Origin of the sequence: Kocuria rosea (genome assembly GCF_006094695.1) — a bacterium.
Taxonomy (GTDB): Bacteria; Actinomycetota; Actinomycetes; order Actinomycetales; family Micrococcaceae; genus Kocuria; species Kocuria rosea.
This window is the reverse complement of the sequence record NZ_CP035103.1, coordinates 2,254,037-2,273,568: the sequence shown is the minus strand read 5'-3', so window position 1 is coordinate 2,273,568 and position 19,532 is coordinate 2,254,037. Positions and strand designations below refer to the sequence as shown.

The 19,532-nt window shown below is 74.8% G+C and carries 11 protein-coding genes; 5 read left to right on the top strand and 6 right to left on the bottom strand.

The window, feature by feature from the left end:
* Position 1: 1 nt before the first annotated feature.
* A complete protein-coding gene (locus EQG70_RS10545) occupies positions 2-2,614 on the bottom strand; it encodes a DEAD/DEAH box helicase (protein ID WP_109268924.1) in 2,613 nt (870 codons plus the stop codon).
* A 117-nt stretch (positions 2,615-2,731) separates the two neighbouring features.
* Here EQG70_RS10545 and EQG70_RS10540 point away from each other — a divergent pair, with 117 nt between their 5' ends.
* Positions 2,732-4,468: a formate--tetrahydrofolate ligase gene (locus EQG70_RS10540; RefSeq protein WP_017832821.1), complete on the top strand. Its 1,737-nt coding sequence runs from the start codon at positions 2,732-2,734 to the stop codon at positions 4,466-4,468.
* A 96-nt stretch (positions 4,469-4,564) separates the two neighbouring features.
* Here EQG70_RS10540 and EQG70_RS18765 read toward each other — a convergent pair whose 3' ends face one another.
* From EQG70_RS18765 to EQG70_RS10515, 5 genes are read right to left on the bottom strand one after another with little or no spacing between them, the layout of a single operon-like run.
* Positions 4,565-8,086, bottom strand: coding sequence for a DUF3376 domain-containing protein (locus EQG70_RS18765; protein ID WP_109268925.1), 3,522 nt, complete (start codon positions 8,084-8,086; stop codon positions 4,565-4,567).
* Entirely contained in the window at positions 8,076-9,374 is a 1,299-nt protein-coding gene (locus EQG70_RS10530) for a glycosyltransferase (protein WP_109268926.1), read from the bottom strand. Before EQG70_RS10530 ends, EQG70_RS18765 begins: the two co-directional genes overlap by 11 nt.
* Entirely contained in the window at positions 9,371-11,563 is a 2,193-nt protein-coding gene (locus EQG70_RS18760) for a glycosyltransferase (RefSeq protein WP_109268927.1), read from the bottom strand. The genes EQG70_RS10530 and EQG70_RS18760 overlap by 4 nt, the downstream gene beginning before the upstream one ends.
* Positions 11,564-11,616: 53 nt before the next feature.
* Entirely contained in the window at positions 11,617-12,600 is a 984-nt protein-coding gene (locus tag EQG70_RS10520) for a bile acid:sodium symporter family protein (protein WP_244296546.1), read from the bottom strand.
* On the bottom strand, positions 12,594-13,253 hold the full coding sequence (locus EQG70_RS10515; RefSeq protein ID WP_109268929.1) for an MBL fold metallo-hydrolase: 660 nt from the start codon (positions 13,251-13,253) through the stop codon (positions 12,594-12,596). The genes EQG70_RS10520 and EQG70_RS10515 overlap by 7 nt, the downstream gene beginning before the upstream one ends.
* Before the next feature lie 266 nt (positions 13,254-13,519).
* On the opposite strand from EQG70_RS10515, the gene EQG70_RS10510 reads away from it, so the two are divergent.
* Genes EQG70_RS10510 through EQG70_RS10495 form a run of 4 tightly spaced genes read left to right on the top strand, consistent with a single transcriptional unit; the run spans position 13,520 to position 19,531 of the window.
* A complete protein-coding gene (locus tag EQG70_RS10510) occupies positions 13,520-14,056 on the top strand; it encodes a MarR family winged helix-turn-helix transcriptional regulator (RefSeq protein ID WP_109268930.1) in 537 nt (178 codons plus the stop codon).
* On the top strand, positions 14,053-15,789 hold the full coding sequence (locus EQG70_RS10505) for an MDR family MFS transporter (protein ID WP_109268931.1): 1,737 nt from the start codon (positions 14,053-14,055) through the stop codon (positions 15,787-15,789). The genes EQG70_RS10510 and EQG70_RS10505 overlap by 4 nt, the downstream gene beginning before the upstream one ends.
* A gap of 44 nt (positions 15,790-15,833) precedes the next feature.
* Entirely contained in the window at positions 15,834-18,839 is a 3,006-nt protein-coding gene (gene uvrA / locus EQG70_RS10500; protein ID WP_244296725.1) for an excinuclease ABC subunit UvrA, read from the top strand.
* Complete coding sequence (locus EQG70_RS10495) at positions 18,836-19,531, top strand: HAD hydrolase-like protein (RefSeq protein WP_244296544.1); 696 nt, start codon at positions 18,836-18,838, stop codon at positions 19,529-19,531. Before uvrA ends, EQG70_RS10495 begins: the two co-directional genes overlap by 4 nt.
* The last annotated feature ends 1 nt before the right edge of the window (position 19,532 follow it).

The window sequence follows — 19,532 nt, the reverse complement described above, 5'->3', positions numbered from 1 at the left end:
CTCAGCGGCCCGTCTCGGTGATGGGCCCCACGTTGTCCACGACCACCGCGGGGAAGCCGTCCTCGTCCGAGGCCCGCAGGTCGATGCGGGCGTTGATGCCCCAGTCGTGGTGGCCGTCCGGGTCGTCGAAGACCTGCACCACGGTCCAGAACCCCGGCAGGCCCTCGGGCTGCTCGTCGATCCGGATCAGCCCCGGCCCCCTCGACTGGGGGTCCGTGTAGATGTCCTCGTGCTCGCCGAAGTACGCGTCCATGGCGTCCGCCCACCGGTCCCGGTCCCAGCCGTGCTCGCCGTCGAGGGCGCCCAGGACCTTGTCCTTCTCGTCCGCGAACAGCTCGACGCGCTGGAACAGCGCGTTGCGCACCATGACCCGGAACGCCCGCGGGTTGGACGTGATCACGGGGGGCTGCTCGTCGATGAGCTCCTCGAGGGAGTCCGCGGAGGTGCCCATGGGGGACTCCTCCCCGGCGGCCAGCTTCTCCCACTCGTCGAGCAGCGAGTTGTCGGTCTGCCGGATGAGCTCGCCCAGCCACTCCACGAGGTCCTCGAGGTCCTCCCGGAGCAGGTCCAGGGGCACGGTCTGGCGCAGCGCCTTGTAGGCGTCGGAGAGGTAGCGCAGCAGGATGCCCTCGGAGCGGGCCAGGCCGTAGAACTGCACGTAGTCGCCGAACGTCATGGCGCGCTCGTACATGTCCCGCACCACGCACTTGGGCGTCAGCTCGAACTGCGCCACCCACGGGGCGCCGGTGCGGTACGTCTCGAACGCCTGGGTCAGCAGCTCCTCGAGCGGCTTGGCGTAGCTGACGTCCTCGAGCTCCTTCATCCGCTCGTCGTAGTCGAGGCCCTCGGCCTTCATCGACGCCACGGCCTCCCCGCGGGCCTTCTTCTCCTGCATGTTCAGGACCTGGCGGGGCTTCTCCAGGGTCGCCTCGATCACGGAGACGACGTCCAGGGCGTAGCCCGGGTCCTCCCGGTCCAGCAGGGTGAGGGCGGCGAGGGCGAAGGGGGACAGCGGCTGGTTGAGGGCGAAGTTCTCCTGCAGCTCCACGGTCAGCCGCCAGATGCGGCCCTCCTCGTCGGGCTCCGGGAGCTTCTCGACGACGCCGGCGGCGCGCAGCTCCTTGAGGATGCCGATGGCCTGCTTCAGCAGGGCGCGCTGCCGCGGCCGCGTCTCGTGGTTGTGGGTCAGCAGGTGCCACGCCGCGAGCACCGGGTCCCCGGGGCGCTGCAGGAGGTTGAGCAGCATCGAGTGGGTCACCGTGAAGGACGAGGTCAGCGGTTCCGGATCGGAGGCGACCAGGGTCTCGAACGTCGGCTTCCCCCAGGACACGAAGCCCTGCGGCGGCTTCTTCCGCACCACCTGCCGCAGCTTCTTCTGGTCGTCGCCGAACTTGGCGTGGGCCTTCTTCATGGCCTTGTTGTTCTCGATGACGTGCTCGGGCGCCTGGACCACCACGGTGCCCGCCGTGTCGTAGCCGGCGCGCCCGGCCCGGCCGGCGATCTGGTGGAACTCGCGGGCGTTGAGCCGGCGGGTGCGCTCGCCGTCGAACTTGGACAGCGCCGTGATGACCACGGTGCGGATGGGCACGTTGATGCCGACCCCCAGGGTGTCGGTGCCGCAGATGACCTTGAGCAGCCCCGTCTGGGCGAGCTGCTCCACGAGCCGGCGGTACTTGGGCAGCATCCCGGCGTGGTGGACCCCGATGCCGTGGCGGACCAGGCGGTTGAGGGTCTTGCCGAAGCCGGCCGAGAAGCGGAACCCGGCGATGAGCTCGCCGATGCGCTCCTTCTCCTCCTTGGTCAGCACGTTGACGGACATCAGGTTCTGGGCCTGGTCCATGGCCTGCAGCTGGGAGAAGTGCACCACGTAGACCGGGGCCTGGTTGGTGCTCAGCAGCTCCTCGAGGGCCTCGTGGATGGGATCCTCGGACCAGTAGTGGTGCAGCGGGATGGGCCGCTCCGCGGAGGACACCGTCGTGGTCGGGCGGCCCGTGAGCTCCGTGATCCCCTCCTCGAAGCGGGAGACGTCTCCGAGCGTGGCGCTCATGACCAGGAACTGCGCCTGGGGCAGTTCCAGCAGCGGCACCTGCCACGCCCAGCCGCGCTGCGGGTCGGAGTAGAAGTGGAACTCGTCCATCACCACGGGCCCCACGTCCGCGTCCCGGCCCTCGCGCAGGGCGACGTTGGCGAGGATCTCCGCGGTGCAGCAGATGATGGGGGCCGCGGCGTTGACCGCGGAGTCCCCGGTGACCATGCCGACGTTCTCCGCGCCGAAGATCTCCACGAGCGAGAAGAACTTCTCGGACACGAGCGCCTTGATGGGGGCGGTGTAGTACGAGCGCTGCCCGGCGGCGAGACCCGCGTAGTGCGCCGCGACGGCCACCGTGGACTTCCCGGACCCGGTCGGGGTCGCGAGGATCACGTTGGACCCGCTCGCGAACTCGAGCACGGCCTCGTCCTGGGCGGGGTAGAGCTCCATGTCCCGGGAGGCGATCCAGCCGAGGAACCCCTCGTAGACCTCGTCCCCGGACAGGGCGTTGGTGGCGAAGTCGCCGCGGTAGTACGGGTGGCCCGGGGTGCCGAGCTCGGGGGAGAGGGCTTCGAGGAGTTTCATCGTCCTCCACTGTATCGGGACGGCGCGCCCCGGCCCGTGCCGGTTCCGCGCCGCCGGGGCCTGCGCGAGGACGGCGGGGCACTGGCCGGGACGCCCCGGGTCCAGCAGACTGGCCCCATGACGCACGTCACCGACCCGATGCCCTCGGACCTGGAGATAGCCCAGGCCGCCCGGCCCCGCCCCGTGAGCGAGATCGCGGCGGCCGCCGGGATCGCCGCCGACCGCCTGGAGCCCTACGGGCGCTTCGTGGCGAAGGTCGACCCGCGCCCGGACGAGGTGTCCACCCCCGAGGAGGCCGCCGCGCGCAAGCACGCCCGCGGCGTGCGGTACGTGGTGGTCACGTCGCTGACCCCCACGCCGCTCGGCGAGGGGAAGACGGCCACGGCGGTGGGCCTGGCCCAGGGCATGGCCGCCACCGGCCGCTCCGCCGCCCTGACCCTGCGCCAGCCGTCCATGGGGCCGACGTTCGGGATCAAGGGCGGGGCGGCGGGGGCGGGGTACGCCCAACTGCTGCCGATGGACAAGCTCAACCTGCACCTGACCGGGGACTTCCACGCCGTGACGGCCGCCCACAACCTGCTGGCGGCGATGATCGACAACCACCTGCACCACGGCAACGCCCTGGGCCTGGACGCCCGCTCGATCACGTGGCGGCGGGTCCTCGACGTCAACGACCGGGCGCTGCGCACCGTGGTGGTGGGCCTCGGCGACCACCAGGACGGTGTCCCCCGCCAGACGGGCTTCGACATCACGGCCGCGTCCGAGGTGATGGTGATCCTCTCGCTCGCCACGTCCTTCGCCGACCTGCGCCGGCGCCTGGGCCGGATCGTCGTGGGCGCCACGTACGACGGCGAGCCGGTCTCCGCCGAGGACCTCAAGGCCGCCGGGTCCATGGCGGTGCTGCTGCAGGACGCCTTCCAGCCGAACCTGCTGCAGACCCTCGAGGCGACCCCGGCGCTGGTCCACGCCGGGCCGTTCGGCAACATCGCGACCGGCAACTCCTCCGTGGTCGCCGACTACGTGGCCATGGCCCACGCCGACTACGTCATCACCGAGGCCGGGTTCGGCGCGGACATGGGCCTCGAGCGCCTGGTCAACGTCAAGGCCAGGGCCTCGGGGCTGACCCCGGACGCGGCGGTGCTCGTGACCACGGTGCGGGCGCTGAAGACCCACTCCGGCCGCTACAGCGTGCGCCCGGGCAGGGCGCTGCCGGCGGAGATGCTCCAGGAGAACCCCGGGGACGTGGAGGCGGGGGCGGCGAACCTGCTCCACCACCTGGCGATCGCCCGGTCCTTCGGGATCTCCCCGGTCGTGGCGATCAACGCGTTCCCCGGGGACCACCCCTCGGAGCACGAGGCGATCCGCCGGATCGCCCGGGCGACCGGGGCGGAGGTGGCCGTGTGCACGGCGGTGTCCGAGGGCGGCGCCGGGGCGGCCGAGCTCGCCGACGCCGTGGCCGCGGCGTGCGAGCACCCGGCCGGGTACACCCCGACCTACGGGCTCACCGAGTCCCTCGAGGACAAGCTCACCGCGGTCGCCACCCGGGTCTACGGCGCGGACGGCCTCGAGATCACCCCGGCCGCGGAGCACCAGCTGGCCCGCTACGAGGAGCTCGGCTACGGGGGGCTGCCGGTCGTCATCGCCAAGACCCACCTGTCCACCACGGCGGACCCGGCCCGCAAGGGAGCGCCCACCGGGTGGTCCCTGCCCGTCCGGGAGCTGCGCGCCGCCGTGGGCGCCGGGTACCTCTACGCGATCTGCGGGACGATGCGCACCATGCCGGGACTGGGCACCTCCCCGGCGGCCGAGCGGATCGGGATCGACGACGACGGGCGCGTCACCGGTCTCTTCTGAGGCCTGCCCCTCCGGGACCGGCCTCGTCCGGGACCGGCCTCGTCGCGGACCTGCCCGGTCCGGGACCCGCCCCGTTCCCGACCCGGAGTGGACGGCTCACCGGCGGGGCAGCAGCTCCTCACCGGGGCCGTGCCGCCGCAGCATGCCCTCGGCGGGCGCCCACCACAGGACGGCCGCCCAGGCGTAGGCGGCCCCGGCCACGGCCGCCAGGTCGGTCCACAGCGACCCGGGGCCGCCGGCCCAGGACCACAGCACCCAGGACGCGGCGCCGCCGACGGCCGCCGCGGCCGGGACGACGGCGAGGGCCCAGGCGGGCTGCACCCACCCCGCCAGGAGCAGGGCACCGACCGCCAGCAGCGCCACGGCCAGCACGGCGGCCCGCGCTCCGGCGCCGTCCGGCACGAGCCCCGGGAGCCCGGTCAGGGCCGCCACGGCCCACACCGCCACCGCGGCCGGCACCACGAGGACCGCCCGCCCGATCTCGTCCAGGCCCTCGCGGCTCGGCACGCGCAGCGCGAGCACCGCGCTCAGGCGCTCCAGTGCGAGCACGCCGAGCACCAGCAGCAGGACCGCGCCCGCGCGCCCGGACGGCACGGCCGCCCCGAGCGGGAGCAGCAGGGACAGGGCGGCCGCACCCGCGAGGGCGGACCGCCGCAGCGCGCCGCCGCGGGCGGCGCCGACCTCCGCGGCAGTGACCGCCGGGACGGCCGATCCCGCAGGCTCCCCGGAGGCGGCCCCGGTGCGAGGAGGCGGCCGCTCCCCGGCGGCGTCCCGGACGGCCGACCACCGTCGCAGCGCGCGCCGCCCCGTCCGCAGGAGGGACAGCACGAGCGCCGCGGCGACCGCCGCGAGCAGGGCGGCACCGGGCCAGGACCACGCCCGTGCCTCCGCGGCGACCGGGCCCGCGGCCGGCCACAGCCCGGCCGTCAGCGCCACGGCGGCCAGGGCGGCGCGCACCGGGGTCACCACCGCGGGCACGAGCACGAGCAGGGGCTGGAGCACCAGCAGCACGACCTCCCAGACAGGGCGGGGCAGGTCCGGGGTGCCCGCCAGGGCCCGCCCCAGCACGCGCACCCCGCGCGAGGCCAGCGAGAGGCGGTGCCCCGGGGCCAGCCGGTCCAGCCCGTCGGCGCTCGCGCCGACCACCGCCCGGCCGCGGGCGGGGCGGCCGTGCCCGGCGTCGCGCAGCAGGGCGTCCTGCAGGCCGGCGACGACGGGGTCGGCCGTCGGGCCGTCCCCGGCCGGGGAACCGCTCGGCGCGCCGGGTGGGGCCGTCGGGGTCATCGGGGGCGTCGAGGGTGTCGGGGGAGACGCCGGAGCGGCCGCCGGCAGCCCGCGCAGGAATCCGGCGACCCCGGCCGCCGCGTCGAGGCGTCCCCACCACCAGTCGTGGGCCCGCCAGTCCGCGGCCAGGAACCCCCGGAAGTTCAGCAGTCCCGCACCGGCCAGCTTGGCGCCCGCCGGCATCCGCTCCTCGGCGTCCGTGAGCAGGCGGGCGAGCTCCCGACGATCGGCCCCCGGCGTGTCGAGGGCCTGCTGGAGGCGGTTCCGGGCGAGCGCCGCCCGGAGCGCGGGGAACGCGTCCGGCGCCGTGGGGGCCTGGTCGCCGCGGATCTCCCCGTAGGCCACGGGGGACACCGCGGCGGGGATCCCTGCGGCGGCCAGGAGCGGGGGCAGGTCCGCCGCGCCCGGCGCCCTCTCCCCGGCGGGGATCCTGGACCAGGGTGACGCCTCCCAGACCGCGCGGCGGGCCGCCCGGCCGGGGACGTCGGCGTCCAGGTGCTCGTCCACCGCGGCGCGCAGTCCCCGGAGCCCGTCCACGACCGCGTCGAGCTCGGCCCAGGAGGCGTCCGCCGGCCGGTGCCCCGCGCCGGCCGCGCCGAGCCAGGGGTCCACGGCCCCGGTGAGATCGGCCGCCGGGTCCGCGACGGCGGCCAGCACGGCGTGGAAGCGCCGGTCGCGCTCGTGGCGGGCGCGCGCCAGCACCCGGTAGGCGCGCTCGCGGGCGAGGGACCGGTCGAATCCCCCGGGCGGTCCGGCCGGCCCGTCGAGGCCCAGCTCCTCCAGCACGCGCACCCAGGACAGCACGCAGGCGGCGGCGTCGAACAGGGCCTGTGCCCCGCGCAGCACCGCGGCGGCGGCGGGGTCCTCCAGCGGGCCCCGGGAGAGGGCGTCGTAGCGCCGGAGCAGCTCCGCCCGCAGCGGGTCGAGCGCACGGGGCGGCCGGGCCCGCAGGGCGTCGCGCCGGGCCAGGGTCGAGGTGAGCTGCCACTGCGCCGGGCGGGTCAGGAGGCGGGACAGCAGGTCGGCGTCGGTCCGGGCCCGGTAGCGCAGGTAGGCCCGGCGCCGCTCCTCGAGGGAGGCCTCGTCCCAGCCCCCGATCAGCGCCGCGAGCGGGTGCAGGCGGCCGCCGGCCACGAGCTGGGCGTCCAGGTAGTCGGACAGGGCCAGGACCTCGTCGTCGTCCGACTCCCGCCGCGGCAGCCGGGAGACCGTGGCGGCGAGCGTGCCCACGAGCCGCGGCAGGTCGCGCACGAAGGGCACGGCACGCTCGCGGTGGGGCGGGTCCGGGTCGAGGTACAGCAGGGCCCGGTCGGCGTGCCGCAGGGACGTCCTGGTGCGCGCGGCCTCGAGGGCCCGGTCGATGGGGATGTTGTCGAACACCCCGCCGTCGACCACGTGGTAGGGCAGTTCCGCGGGGTCGCGGTGGGCGCCGAACGCGTGGCTCAGATCCGGGCGCCCGGCCGCCGGGCCCGGGGCGCCCCGCGGGCCCGGGGTCGGGGCGGACCACACCGAGGCCGGCTCGAAGGCGCCGGGGAAGGAGGACGTCGCCCGGGCGGCGTAGGCCAGCCGGGACAGCGCGGCCGCGGCCTGCGCGGGGGCCGTGTCCCGCCCCGGGATGTCGTTGTCCAGGGACGGACCGGGGGAGCCCGGCTCCGGGGAGGAGAAGTGGAAGTCGCTGCGCCCCTCCGCCGACGCGCTGTAGGGCGAGGGGTCGCTGTCCAGGACCGTCGCGGAGAGCTCGACCGTGACGTGCTCGGCCACCAGGTCCGGGTGGTGCTCCGGGCTGCCCCGGAGCGCCAGGAGCGCCTCCAGCAGCCGTGGCCACAGGTAGTCGTCGCCGCGCAGCAGGGAGTCCACGGGGTGCCGTCCGAGCGGGCGCAGCAGCCGGCCGAGGGCGCCGTGCTCCGTCCAGATCCGGCCGAGGGCGTCCAGGTCGGAGCCCGCGCGCTGGGCCACGGCGTGCACCACGCCGTTGAGCCCGCCGGCGCTGGCCCCGGCGAGGAGGTCGATGTCCACCCGGTCGTAGCCGGCGTCCGCGAGCAGCCGCGCGTACACCGCCGCCCGCTCCTCGAGTGCCGGGTCCGGGGTCTCGGCGGGGTGCAGGAGGTAGGCGTGCAGCGCTCCGCGGCCGTCCCGGTGGATCCGGATGCGGCGCAGGAGGTCCAGTTCGGCCACCGCGCCGCCGATCCACACGGCGAGGCTCACGCCGCCGCGCATCGCGAGGGCGAGGCGGAGGGTGCGGCCGAACGCCGGCGCCTGCCCGGCGGTCGCCTCGACCAGCCCCCGGGACGGCGGCAGGAGGGTCAGCGGCAGGCCCGGGGGCTCACCCGACAAGGGCCGCGAACGCCCGCCCCGGCCCGGGCCGGCGGGTCAGGTCGTGCCGGAGGTCCTCGAGCGCCCCCCGCCGCTCGTGGCCGTCGTCGAGCAGCTCGGCCACGGCGTCCCGCACCTCGGCGGTCGACAGGGCGTTGGGGTCGAGCACCGTCCCGAGCCCCGCCGCCTCGAGGGCCGCCGCCCCGGCGAACTGGTCCGTGGACATCGGCAGCAACAGCAGGGGCACCCCGGCGGTGAGCGCCTCGGTCACGCTGTTGTTCCCGCCGTGGGAGACCGCGACGCTCGCGCGGCGCAGCAGGGTGACCTGCGGCAGGGTGCCGCGCACGAGCCAGGACTCCGGGACCGGGCCCAGCTCGGCGGGCCGGGTCGCCCCGGCCGCGAGGGCGACCCGCACGTCCAGGCCGCGGAGGGCCTCCGCGACCCGGGCGAGCACGTCCCCGCGCACGGACAGGAAGCTGCCGAGGCTGATGTAGACGATCGGGCGGTCCGAGCCGGCCAGCCACGCGGCCACCTCCGGGTCCTCGGCCTCCTCCCGGACGGCCGAGCCCAGGAACGTGTGCTCGGGCAGCGCCCGGGTCCGGTGCTCGTCGTGGAGCTCGCCCGGATAGTTGAGCAGGAGGTCGTCGCCGGTCTCCGCGAAGGCGTCGGCGCTCGCCGGGGTCCCGGGGGCGATCTGCTGCAGGGCCTCGTTCCACTGCTCCGTGAACTCGTCCCGCACCGAGGAGCACAGCCGGTGCAGCGCCTCCAGCTCGGCTGGGGACGGGCGCAGCCGGCCGGGCCACGCGGGCGGGTGCCCGTAGACCTCGCCGTCCACCGTCAGGGCCGAGGGGTGGCCCAGGACCACGTCGGCGTGCCTGATCCCGGAGCCGGTCAGGGCCAGGCGCGCCGCGAAGGCCAGGTGGTCCACGACCACCTGGTCCGGCCGGACGCGGTCCACCACGTCCTGCACCCGCCGGGCGGTGCCCAGCGGGTCCCAGAGCAGGTCGTCGCGCCGGGCCCGGGCCTGGAAGGCCAGGGTCTCCGCGGGGCCGCGGCGGGTGGCGGCGAAGAACCCGCGCAGGGCGTCGTCCTCGCCGGGCGGCTGCTCCTCGGCCCGGATGACCCCGGGGTTGGAGCCGCGGCCCAGCGGCAGGATCTCGACCTCGAAGCCGAAGCCCCGGGCGATGGCGGCGGTCGCGGGACCGGTGGCCACGACCACCCGCTCCCCGGCGTCCCGCCACGCGGTGGCCAGGGTCGCGAGGGGGAACAGGTGGGAGGCGTAGTCCGGGCTGATCACGAGCAGGGTCACGGGGTGGGGCTCCTGTCGGCCGTGTGCGCCACGGCGTCGTCGTAGACGGAGGTGAGGGCGGTCGCCATCCCCTCGATGCTGAAGCGGTCGCGGACCATGGCGCGGGCTGCGTCGGCGGTGCGCTCCGCGTCCGGGTGAACCGCCAGGTCGAGGGCCAGATCCACGGCCCGGGCCAGGGCGGCGGGGTCGCCGGTGTCGACGAGGACGCCGGTGACGCCGTCGGCCACGAAGGTGGCCGGCCCGCCGGCGTCGGGCGCCACGACCGGCAGCCCGGTGGCGAGGGCCTCGACCAGCGCCACGCCGAACTCCTCCTTGAGGCTCGCGCAGACGTAGACGCCGCCGGGGGAGGACAGGCCCGGCCGCCCCCGCCGCACCGCGGCGAGCCAGGCGGCCACGGTGGCGTGGGGACGGTGGCCGGCCAGGAGCAGACCGGCGCTCGCGGCCTCGTCCCGGGGGAGGACGGCGTCGATCCGGGTGAGCTGCTCCCGCTCGTCGGCGGAGGGGGAGACGAGGTCCCCGCCCACGACGAGGAGGTTGCAGCGGTCCCGCAGCCCGGCGTCCCGGGCCCACGCCTCGACGAGCGTGGCCGTGCCCTTCACCCGGTGCAGGCGGCCCACCGTGGCCACGAGCGGCAGTCCGCGCCGGGCGGCGGGCAGGGTTGCGAGCACGGTGTCGAGCCCCGCGAGGTGCGCTCCGGCACCGGTGCGCACCTGCGCGGCGGCACGGTCCACGGCACCCAGGTCGATGCCCTCCGGCACCACCGTGCACCGCCCGGGCTCGTCCAGGTCCACGTCGAGCAGCTCGCGGGCGTCCCGGGCCAGGTCCGGGCGGGGGAAGAGCACCAGGTGCTCCGCCCGCGCCGCAAGGTCGGCGAGCAGGCGCACGCGGAACCACAGGTGCTCCACGCGGTCGGCCGCGCCGAAGCCGGCCCGGGTCAGGGTGCCGGCGCGCTCGCGGGCGGCGACGAGCGCGTGCGGATCGGGGGCCATCGTGAGCACCCACGGGATGCCGAGCTCCGCGGCCACCGCCGCGGCCGCCATCGATCCGACGTCGGCCATGCGCAGGTGCAGCACGTCCACGGGGCCGGCCCGGCGCAGCACGCGCCGCAGCCCCCGTTCCGCGGCCACCCGTCGCGGCCAGGCGTCCGCCATGTGCACCGGGGGTCCGGTGAAGGGGACGACGCCGAAGACGTGCCCCGCCCCCGCCGGACGGGCCGTCGCCGCCCGCGCCTCGTCGTGGGTGCCGCGGGACACCGTGAGCACCCGGGCGACGCCGCCGGGGCTGTCCGGGGCGCTGAGGGCGTCGCCCAGCTGGGCGAGCAGCGTGGCGATCCCGCCGTTGTCCCCCCGACCGGAGAAGGTGAGGTCCCGGTCGATCTCCGCGTGGAGGAACGGCTGCAGGACCGTGAGCCCGTCCCGGCCGGTCGCCGGGTCGGGCTCCACGGCGGCGTGGAGGTCGGCGAGGGCGAGCCGGGCCACGGCGGCGAGCGGACCGTCAGCGTGGGCGCACGCCCCGGCGAGGTCCGCCAGGTCGGCCACGGACTCGGCGCCGGTCTGCCGGCGGTCCACCAGGGCCTCGAGGGCGGCCCCGCGGACGTCCTGGTCCTCGCCGGGACTGCCGGCCAGGGCGCGGAGCTGCGCGGCGGGCCCGGCCCCGGGGACGAGCCCCAGGGTCTCGGCGAGCCGTGCGCGGGGTCCTGCGGCGACGGCTCCCGCCAGGGCGTGCTCGAGGGCGGTCCCGACCGCCTCCGGTGCCGCCGGGGCCCAGGCCCGCAGGGTGCGCTGGGCCAGCATGCCGGGGAAGCCGCCGCCGGCCACGAGGTCGGCGAGGTGCGCTGCGGCGCGGGGGAGGGGCGCGCGGTCGGCGAGGGCCCCCGCGGTGTGCTCCCGCAGCCACTGCTCGTCGTCCAGGAGCGCGGTGAGGAGCGTGTCCGCCCGGGACCCGGGCACGGCGGCGAGGGCATGGACGGCGGCGATCGCCGCGACGTGGTCGTCGCGGCGGCGGATCTCCTCCGCGAGCACGGGCAGCGCCCCGGCTGGGTCCTCCCGGGCCGCCTGCAGCAGGTCGTCGGCGCGGCGGATGCCGTCGAGGATCGAGGGGGCGCGGCGGACGGCCTCGAGGGCCTCGTGCGTCGCCGCGCCGGTGCGCTCTGCGCTCGTTGACGGGGCGCGGGGCGCGGCGAAGGTCATGGGCCTCACCGTAGCCGAGGCCCGGTCCCGCGCACAGCGGGTCGGGGGGATTCTCAGGCTCCTGGGAGCCGGCGCGCCGCCCGCGCGTCGGCACGGCGGCAGAGCAGCGCGAACAGGGCGCCCGAGAGGTTGTGCCAGACCGAGAACACCGCGGCGGGCAGGGCCGCGAGGGGGTTCATGTACTGGGCGGCGAGCCCGGCGGCCAGCCCGGAGTTCTGCATGCCCACCTCCACGGCGGTGGTGCGGCGCACGGCGATCGGCTGCCGCGTCACCGCCCCCACGAGGTGGCCGAGGATCAGGCCCAGGACGTTGTGCAGGGCCACGGCCGCGAGCACGAGCAGGCCCGCCTCCACGATCCGGTCGGCGCTGCCCGAGACGACGATGGCCACGATCACGGCGATGGCCGCCACCGACACCCACGGCAGGGCGGGCAGGGCGCGCTCGACCACGCGGGGCGCGAGCAGTCGCACGGCGAGGCCCGCGACGACGGGCAGGAGGACGATCTTGGTGATCGACCAGGCCATTGCCCCGCCGTCCACCGGCAGGTACTGCCCGGCCAGCCACAGGGTGAGCAGCGGGGTCAGCAGCGGTGCAAGCAGCGTGGAGATCGAGGTCATGGCGACGGACAGGGCCACGTCGCCGCGGGCGAGGTAGGCGACCACGTTGGAGGCCGTCCCGCCGGGCGCGCAGCCCACCAGGATCACGCCCGCGGCGAGCTCCGGCGGCAGCCGCAGCAGGAACACCACGAGCAGTGCCACGAGGGGCATGATCACGTACTGGGCCGCGACGCCGAGCAGCACCGGCAGCGGCCGCTTCGCCACGAGCGCGAAGTCCACGGGCCGCAGGGTCAGGCCCATGCCGAACATGACCACGCCCAGCAACGGGTTGATCCACCCGGACAGCCCGCTCACGGCGCCGGGGGCGAGGAAGCCCACGAGCCCGCCCGCGAGGACGAGCACGGGGAACAGCAGGACGGCGGTGTAGGCGCCGCGGTCGGGCGCGGCGGTGACGGCCGCCGCGGGCCCGGGACCTACCACCCGCGGGCCCGCCACTCCTCGAGGTGCGGGCGCTCCGCCCCCAGCGTGGTCGGCTTCCCGTGGCCGGGGTGGACCACGGTGTCGTCGTCGAAGCGCTCGAAGACGCGCTCGGTGACGTCGTCCATCAGCTGCCGGAAGTCCTCGGGGCTGTTCGTCCTGCCCACACCGCCGGGGAAGAGGGAGTCGCCGGAGAAGATGTGCGCCGGTCCCTGCGGGTCGCGGTAGACCAGGGCGATCGAGCCGGGGGTGTGCCCGCGCAGGCCGATGACCTCCAGGTCGAAGCCGTCGAACTCCGCCGTGTCCCCGTCCTCGAAGGTCAGGTCCATGGGCACGGCGATGTCGGACTCGTCGTCGGCGCCGCACGCCGTCATGGCCTCGGAGCGGGAGCGGACCTCCTCCAGGGCGCGGACGTGGTCCCAGTGCGAGTGGGTGGTGATGATGAGCTGGAGATTGCCGTAGGCCTGCGAGCAGTCGCCGTTGCCGGCGCCCACGAGACCGGCGATGGCCCGGGCGTCGTCGGCCGCGTCGATGAGGACCTGCGTGCCCTCGTCCTTGGACGTGAGGAGGTAGACGTTGTTGTCCATCTCGCTCACGGAGATCCGGCGAATCGTGACCTCGGAGAGGTCGGTGACCTCCGTCTTCGTTGCGATCATGAGGACGAAGGTACTCCCGACTCCTGACACTGGCCAATCGCGAGCGCGCCGGGGCGCCGGGCGGTGTGTCCGACGGCACGGGCGCCGGGGTTGGCTTCCCCACACCGTCCGGATAAAGTTGCGTGAGGCAACAAAACATCAGGGCATCGGGTGGCACCACGCCCGCGTCGTCGTCGACGCGGGACCCCGCGAGAAGCGGGGCGTGCGGACCGGGTGCCCCTTCGTCGTTGTCGCCCCGAACATCCCCGATCCCGGAGGAGCCTCCGTTGCCCGTCTCCCACGACACCGCCGTGGAGCTGGTGCGCGACCTGCTCGAGCTGCAGCGCGTCATGAAGCGCGTCACCAAGACCGACGCCGGCCCGCGCCGGCTCAACCCCACGGCGATCGCCCTGCTCTACTACCTCGACGGCAACGGGCCCCGCCGGGCCACCGTGATGGCCGCCGAGACAGGTCTCGGGCCCTCCGGGCTGAGCCGCCAGCTGGCCGTCCTCGAGGAGGAGGGCCACGTGGAGCGCACCCCCGACCCCGACGACGGGCGCGCCGCGCTGGTCGCCATCACCGAACGGGGCCGGGAGCAGGTCCGGGCCGTGCTGGAGCAGGACGCCCAGCGCCTCGCCGCGCGGCTCGAGGGCTGGGACGAGGAGCAGGCCCGCACCAGCCGCGGGGCCATCAACGAGATCACCACCGTCTTCCTGGACTCCCTCGGCGTGGAGCGCACCACGTCCTGCCGGGACCAGCCGGCCCGGGACCACGCAGACCGAGAGCACGCAGACCGAGAGCACGAGGAGCAGACCGCACCATGACGTCACAGCAACCGACCACCGCACCGGGCGGGGGGACCGGCGCCTCCCACCAGGAGGTCATGCGGGCGCTCACGGGGATCCTCTCGGTCTTCTTCATGGCGATGGTCACCCTCACGATCATCGGCACGGCCCTGCCCGTGATCATGGCCGACCTCGGCGGGGACCAGACCTCGCTGTCCTGGACGGTCACCGGCACCCTGCTCGCCAACGCCGCGACCACGCCCGTCTGGGGCAAGCTCGCCGATCTCTTCGACAAGAAGAAGCTGCTGCAGCTGTCCATCGTGATCTTCGTGCTCGGCTCGGCCATGGCCGGGCTGGCCCCGACCATCGAGTTCCTCATCCTGGCCCGCGTGGTCCAGGGCGTGGCCATGGGCGGGATCATGGCCCTGGCCATGACCATCATGGGCACGATCATCCCGCCCCGGGAGCGCGGCCGCTACGCCGGCTACATGGGCGCCGTCATGGCCGTGGCCACCTCCGCCGGCCCGCTGCTCGGCGGGCTCATCGTGGACCTCTTCGGCTGGCGCTGGGTGTTCCTCATCCCCGCCCCGCTGGCGGTCCTGGCGGCCGTGCTCGTCCACCGCACCCTGCACATCCCGCCGCAGGCGCCCCGCAAGGTGAGCATCGACTGGCTCGGCATCGCGCTGCTGATCGTCTCGGCCTCCGCGCTGCTGCTGTGGGTGTCCCTGGCCGGGCAGCCGGGCATGTTCGAGTGGGTCTCGGCGACCTCCGCGGCCCTCGTGGCCACCGCGCTCGTGGGCTCCGTGCTGTTCGTGCTCGTGGAGCAGCGCGCCGCCGAGCCGGTGCTGCCCATCCGGGTGGTCACCGAGCGCACCACCGCGCTGGCCATCCTCGCGGCCATCGCCACCGGCGCGGCCATGTTCGCCTCGACCACCTACCTCGGCCAGTACTTCCAGCTGGGTCAGGGCTTCAGCCCCACCATGGCCGGGATGCTCATGCTCCCGCAGGTCTTCGGCTCCCTCGTGGGCGCCACGGTCGCCGGGCAGCTGATCACCCGCTACGGGCGGTGGAAGATCATCCTGGTGGTCGCCGCCGTGCTGATGTCCACGGGCCTGTTCCTCGCCGCCACGCTCACGCACGACACCGCGCTGTGGGCCGTGAGCGTCTTCATCTTCCTCGTGGGCCTGGGCATCGGCGCGCTGAACCAGAACCTGGTCCTGGCGGTGCAGAACACCGTGGGGCTCAAGGACATGGGCGCGGCGTCCTCCTCGGTGGCCTTCTTCCGCACCATGGGCGGCGCCGTGGCGGTCGCCGTGTTCGGCGCCCTCATGAGCTCCCACCTGGCCCGGCAGCTCGCAGAGAGCACCCGCGCCCGCGGCGGGGACCCCGCCGCGGTGGACAGCTCCACGATGGACCTGGAGTCGCTGCCCGCCTCCGTCGAGGGCGTGGTGCGCGAGGCCTACGGCACGGGCACCGGTCTCGTCTTCCTGGTCGCCGCCGTCGCGTCCCTCGTGACCCTGCTCGCGGTGCTCCTCATCAAGGAGGTGCCGCTGCGGCGCACCGTGGACATCGTGGAGGTGGACCCCGCCACGGGCCGGCTGAAGGTCGTCACCCGCACCCTCGACGCCCGCGAGGTCCGCCGCCGGCAGCAGGAGTCCGCGGCCGGTGCGCACGCCGAGGAGACCGGTCCGGGCGCGGACGGCGCCGCCGGCGGAGCGGCCCGGGACCGGGTCCGCGAGGACACCTCCACCGGCCCCGTGGACCGGGTGTGAACCCGCCCACGGACCCGGCCCCGATGTCCGGGCCCGGTACTAGAGTGGAGGGCGTGTCTGAGCCGATCCCCACGTCCACCCTGGTCCTGAACCCGTCGACCGATTCCTCCGAAGCCCTCGACGGGCCGGTGACCGCCACCGGCGCCCGGAGCGCCCGCCGGTCCGACCTCACCGAGATCGTGGTGCAGGGCGCGCGCGAGCACAACCTCGACAACGTCTCGCTGACCGTGCCGCGGGACGCCATGGTCGTGTTCACGGGGCTCTCCGGCTCCGGGAAGTCGTCGCTGGCCTTCGACACGATCTTCGCCGAGGGCCAGCGCCGCTACGTCGAGTCCCTGTCCTCCTACGCCCGGATGTTCCTGGGCCGGGTGGACAAGCCGGACGTCGACTTCATCGAGGGCCTGTCCCCGGCGGTGTCCATCGACCAGAAGTCCACCTCCCGCAACCCGCGCTCCACCGTGGGCACGATCACCGAGATCTACGACTACATGCGCCTGCTGTGGGCGCGTGTCGGCCACCCGCACTGCCCCGAGTGCGGCGAGGCGATCAAGAAGCAGACCCCGCAGCAGATCGTGGACCAGCTCCTCGAGATGCCGGAGACGACCCGCTTCCAGGTGCTCGCGCCCGTGGTGCGCGAGCGCAAGGGCGAGTTCGTGGACCTCTTCCAGGAGCTCTCCGCGAAGGGCTTCTCCCGCGCCACCGTGGACGGCGAGACGGTCCAGCTCTCGGACCCGCCCAAGCTCAAGAAGCAGTACAAGCACACGATCGAGGTGGTCGTGGACCGGCTCGTGGTCAAGGAGGGCATCCGCCAGCGCCTGACCGACTCCGTCGAGACGGCGCTGGGCCTCGCCGAGGGTCGCGTCGTCGTCGAGCTCGTGCCCCGCTCGGACGAGGAGATCGCCCACCCGCTGGAGCTGCGCCGCCCGTTCTCCGAGAACCTCGCCTGCCCCAACGAGCACCCCCTGCAGGCCGACGAGATCGAGCCCCGCTCCTTCTCCTTCAACGCCCCGTTCGGCGCGTGCCCGGAGTGCGACGGCATCGGCTCGCGGCTCGAGGTCGACGAGGAGCTCGTGGTCCCCAACCCGGACCTCTCCCTCGTGGAGGGCGCGATCGCCCCGTGGTCGCTCGGCAAGGCCACGAGCGAGTACTGGAACCGGCTGCTCGCCGGGCTGGGCCAGGAGCTCGGCTTCGACCTGGTCACCCCGTGGGGCAAGCTGCCCGCCAAGGCGCGCAAGGCGATCCTCGAGGGCAAGGACTACCAGGTCACCGTGGCCTACCGGAACCGGTTCGGCCGGGAGCGCCGCTATACCCAGGGCTTCGAGGGCGTGATCGGCTACATTAAGCGCAAGCACGCGGAGACGGAGTCGGACAACGCCAAGGACCGCTACGAGCAGTACATGCGCCAGGTGGCGTGCCCGGCCTGCGACGGCGCCCGGCTGAACCCGACCATGCTCGCCGTGACCGTGGGCGGGAAGAACATCGCCGAGACCACCCGCATGCCCATGCGGGACGCCCACGCGTTCTTCCGGGACCTGGAGCTCAGCACCCGCGAGACGAAGATCGGCGAGCAGGTGCTCAAGGAGATCCAGGCGCGCCTGACGTTCCTCGTGGACGTGGGCCTGGACTACCTCAACCTGGAGCGCGCCGCCGCGACGCTGTCCGGCGGCGAGGCCCAGCGCATCCGCCTGGCCACCCAGATCGGGGCCGGGCTCGTGGGCGTGCTCTACGTCCTGGACGAGCCCTCGATCGGCCTGCACCAGCGGGACAACCGCCGGCTCATCGGGACCCTCACCAAGCTGCGGGACATGGGCAACACCCTGATCGTCGTCGAGCACGACGAGGACACCATCCGCGAGGCCGACTGGATCGTGGACGTCGGCCCCGGCGCCGGCGAGCGCGGCGGGCGCGTGGTGCACTCCGGGACCTACGCGGAGCTCCTCGCCAACGAGGAGTCCATCACGGCCGACTACCTCTCCGGCCGCCGGGCCATCCGGGTGCCGGCGCAGCGCCGGGCGATCGACCGCAAGCGGATGCTCAAGGTGGTGGGCGCGCGGGAGAACAACCTGCGCGGCATCGACGTCGCCTTCCCGCTCGGGGTGCTGACCGCGGTGACCGGGGTGTCCGGGTCCGGGAAGTCCACGCTGGTCAACGACATCCTCTACACGGCGCTGGCCAACAAGCTCAACGGGGCCAAGCAGGTCCCCGGCCGGCACAAGCGGATCGACGGCGTGGACCAGCTCGACAAGGTGGTGCACGTGGACCAGAGCCCGATCGGGCGGACCCCACGCTCCAACCCCGCCACGTACACGGGCGTGTTCGACCACATCCGCAAGCTCTTCGCCGAGACCCCGGAGGCGAAGGTGCGCGGCTACCAGGCCGGCCGGTTCTCCTTCAACGTCAAGGGCGGGCGCTGCGAGGCGTGCTCGGGCGACGGCACGATCAAGATCGAGATGAACTTCCTGCCGGACGTCTACGTCCCGTGCGAGGTGTGCAAGGGCGCCCGGTACAACCGGGAGACCCTCGAGGTGCACTACAAGGGCAAGACCATCGCCGAGGTCCTGGAGATGCCCATCGAGGAGGCCGCCGAGTTCTTCAAGGCGTTCGGCCCGATCGCCCGGCACCTCAACACCCTCGTGGACGTCGGCCTCGGCTACGTCCGCCTGGGCCAGCCCGCCACGACCCTGTCCGGCGGTGAGGCCCAGCGCGTGAAGCTCGGCGCGGAGCTGCAGAAGCGCTCCAACGGCCGCTCCATCTACGTGCTGGACGAGCCCACCACCGGCCTGCACTTCGAGGACATCCGCAAGCTGCTGCTCGTGCTGCAGGGGCTCGTGGACAAGGGCAACACGGTGATGACCATCGAGCACAACCTGGACGTCATCAAGTCCGCCGACTGGATCGTGGACCTCGGCCCGGACGGCGGCTCCGGCGGCGGGCAGGTCGTGGCCGAGGGCACCCCCGAGCAGGTGGCCCGGAACACGAACAGCCACACCGGCCGGTTCCTGGCGGAGGTGCTCGCCGAGCGCCCCGTCCCGGCGGGGGCCGCCCGATGACCGCCCCCGTGGTGCTCTGGGACCTCGACGGCACCCTCCTGGACCCTGCCGGGGCGATCACCGGCGGCATCGCGCGGGCCCTGGCCGAGCACGGCCACGCCGTGCCCGAGGACCTGCGCCGGTTCGTGGGCCCGCCGGTGGGCTTCTCCCTGCGGACCTTCACCGACGTCCCGGAGGAGGACATCCCGGCGGTGGTCGCCACCTACCGGGCCCGCTACCGCACCGAGGGGCTCGCGCAGACGCGGATCTACCCGGGGGTGGAGGAGCTCCTGGAGCGCCTGCACGGGGCCGGCGTGCGGATGGCCGTGGCCACCCAGAAGCCCGAGCCCACCGCCGTGCTCGCCGTCGAGCGGTTCGGGCTCTCCCGGTGGTTCGAGACCGTCTCGGGGGCCGCCGACGACGCCGCGGCCGCCCCGCGCGACGGACTGGCCCACGACAAGCCCGCGATCATCGCCGAGGCCCTGCGCCGGCTCGGTGTGACCGCCCCGGACCCCGCGCGCACGGTGATGATCGGGGACCGCCGCTACGACGCCGAGGGCGCGCTCGCCCACGGGATCGACTGCCTGGGCGTCGCCTGGGGCTTCGCCGACGAGGACGAGCTGGGGACCGGCTTCGCCGCCGTGGCCCGGGACGCCGCCGAGCTCGGGGAGCTCCTGGCCCGGTACACCGCCCCGGCCCCGACCGGCAGCTGAG

Excerpts from the sequence above, each read along its gene's own strand:
- EQG70_RS10545 (WP_109268924.1), bottom strand. The coding sequence starts at position 2,614 with ATGAAACTCCTCGAAGCCCTCTCCCCCGAGCTCGGCACCCCGGGCCAC.
- EQG70_RS10540 (WP_017832821.1), top strand. The coding sequence starts at position 2,732 with ATGACGCACGTCACCGACCCGATGCCCTCGGACCTGGAGATAGCCCAG.
- EQG70_RS18760 (WP_109268927.1), bottom strand. The coding sequence starts at position 11,563 with ATGACCTTCGCCGCGCCCCGCGCCCCGTCAACGAGCGCAGAGCGCACC.
- EQG70_RS10515 (WP_109268929.1), bottom strand. The coding sequence starts at position 13,253 with ATGATCGCAACGAAGACGGAGGTCACCGACCTCTCCGAGGTCACGATT.
- EQG70_RS10505 (WP_109268931.1), top strand. The coding sequence starts at position 14,053 with ATGACGTCACAGCAACCGACCACCGCACCGGGCGGGGGGACCGGCGCC.
- EQG70_RS10495 (WP_244296544.1), top strand. The coding sequence starts at position 18,836 with ATGACCGCCCCCGTGGTGCTCTGGGACCTCGACGGCACCCTCCTGGAC.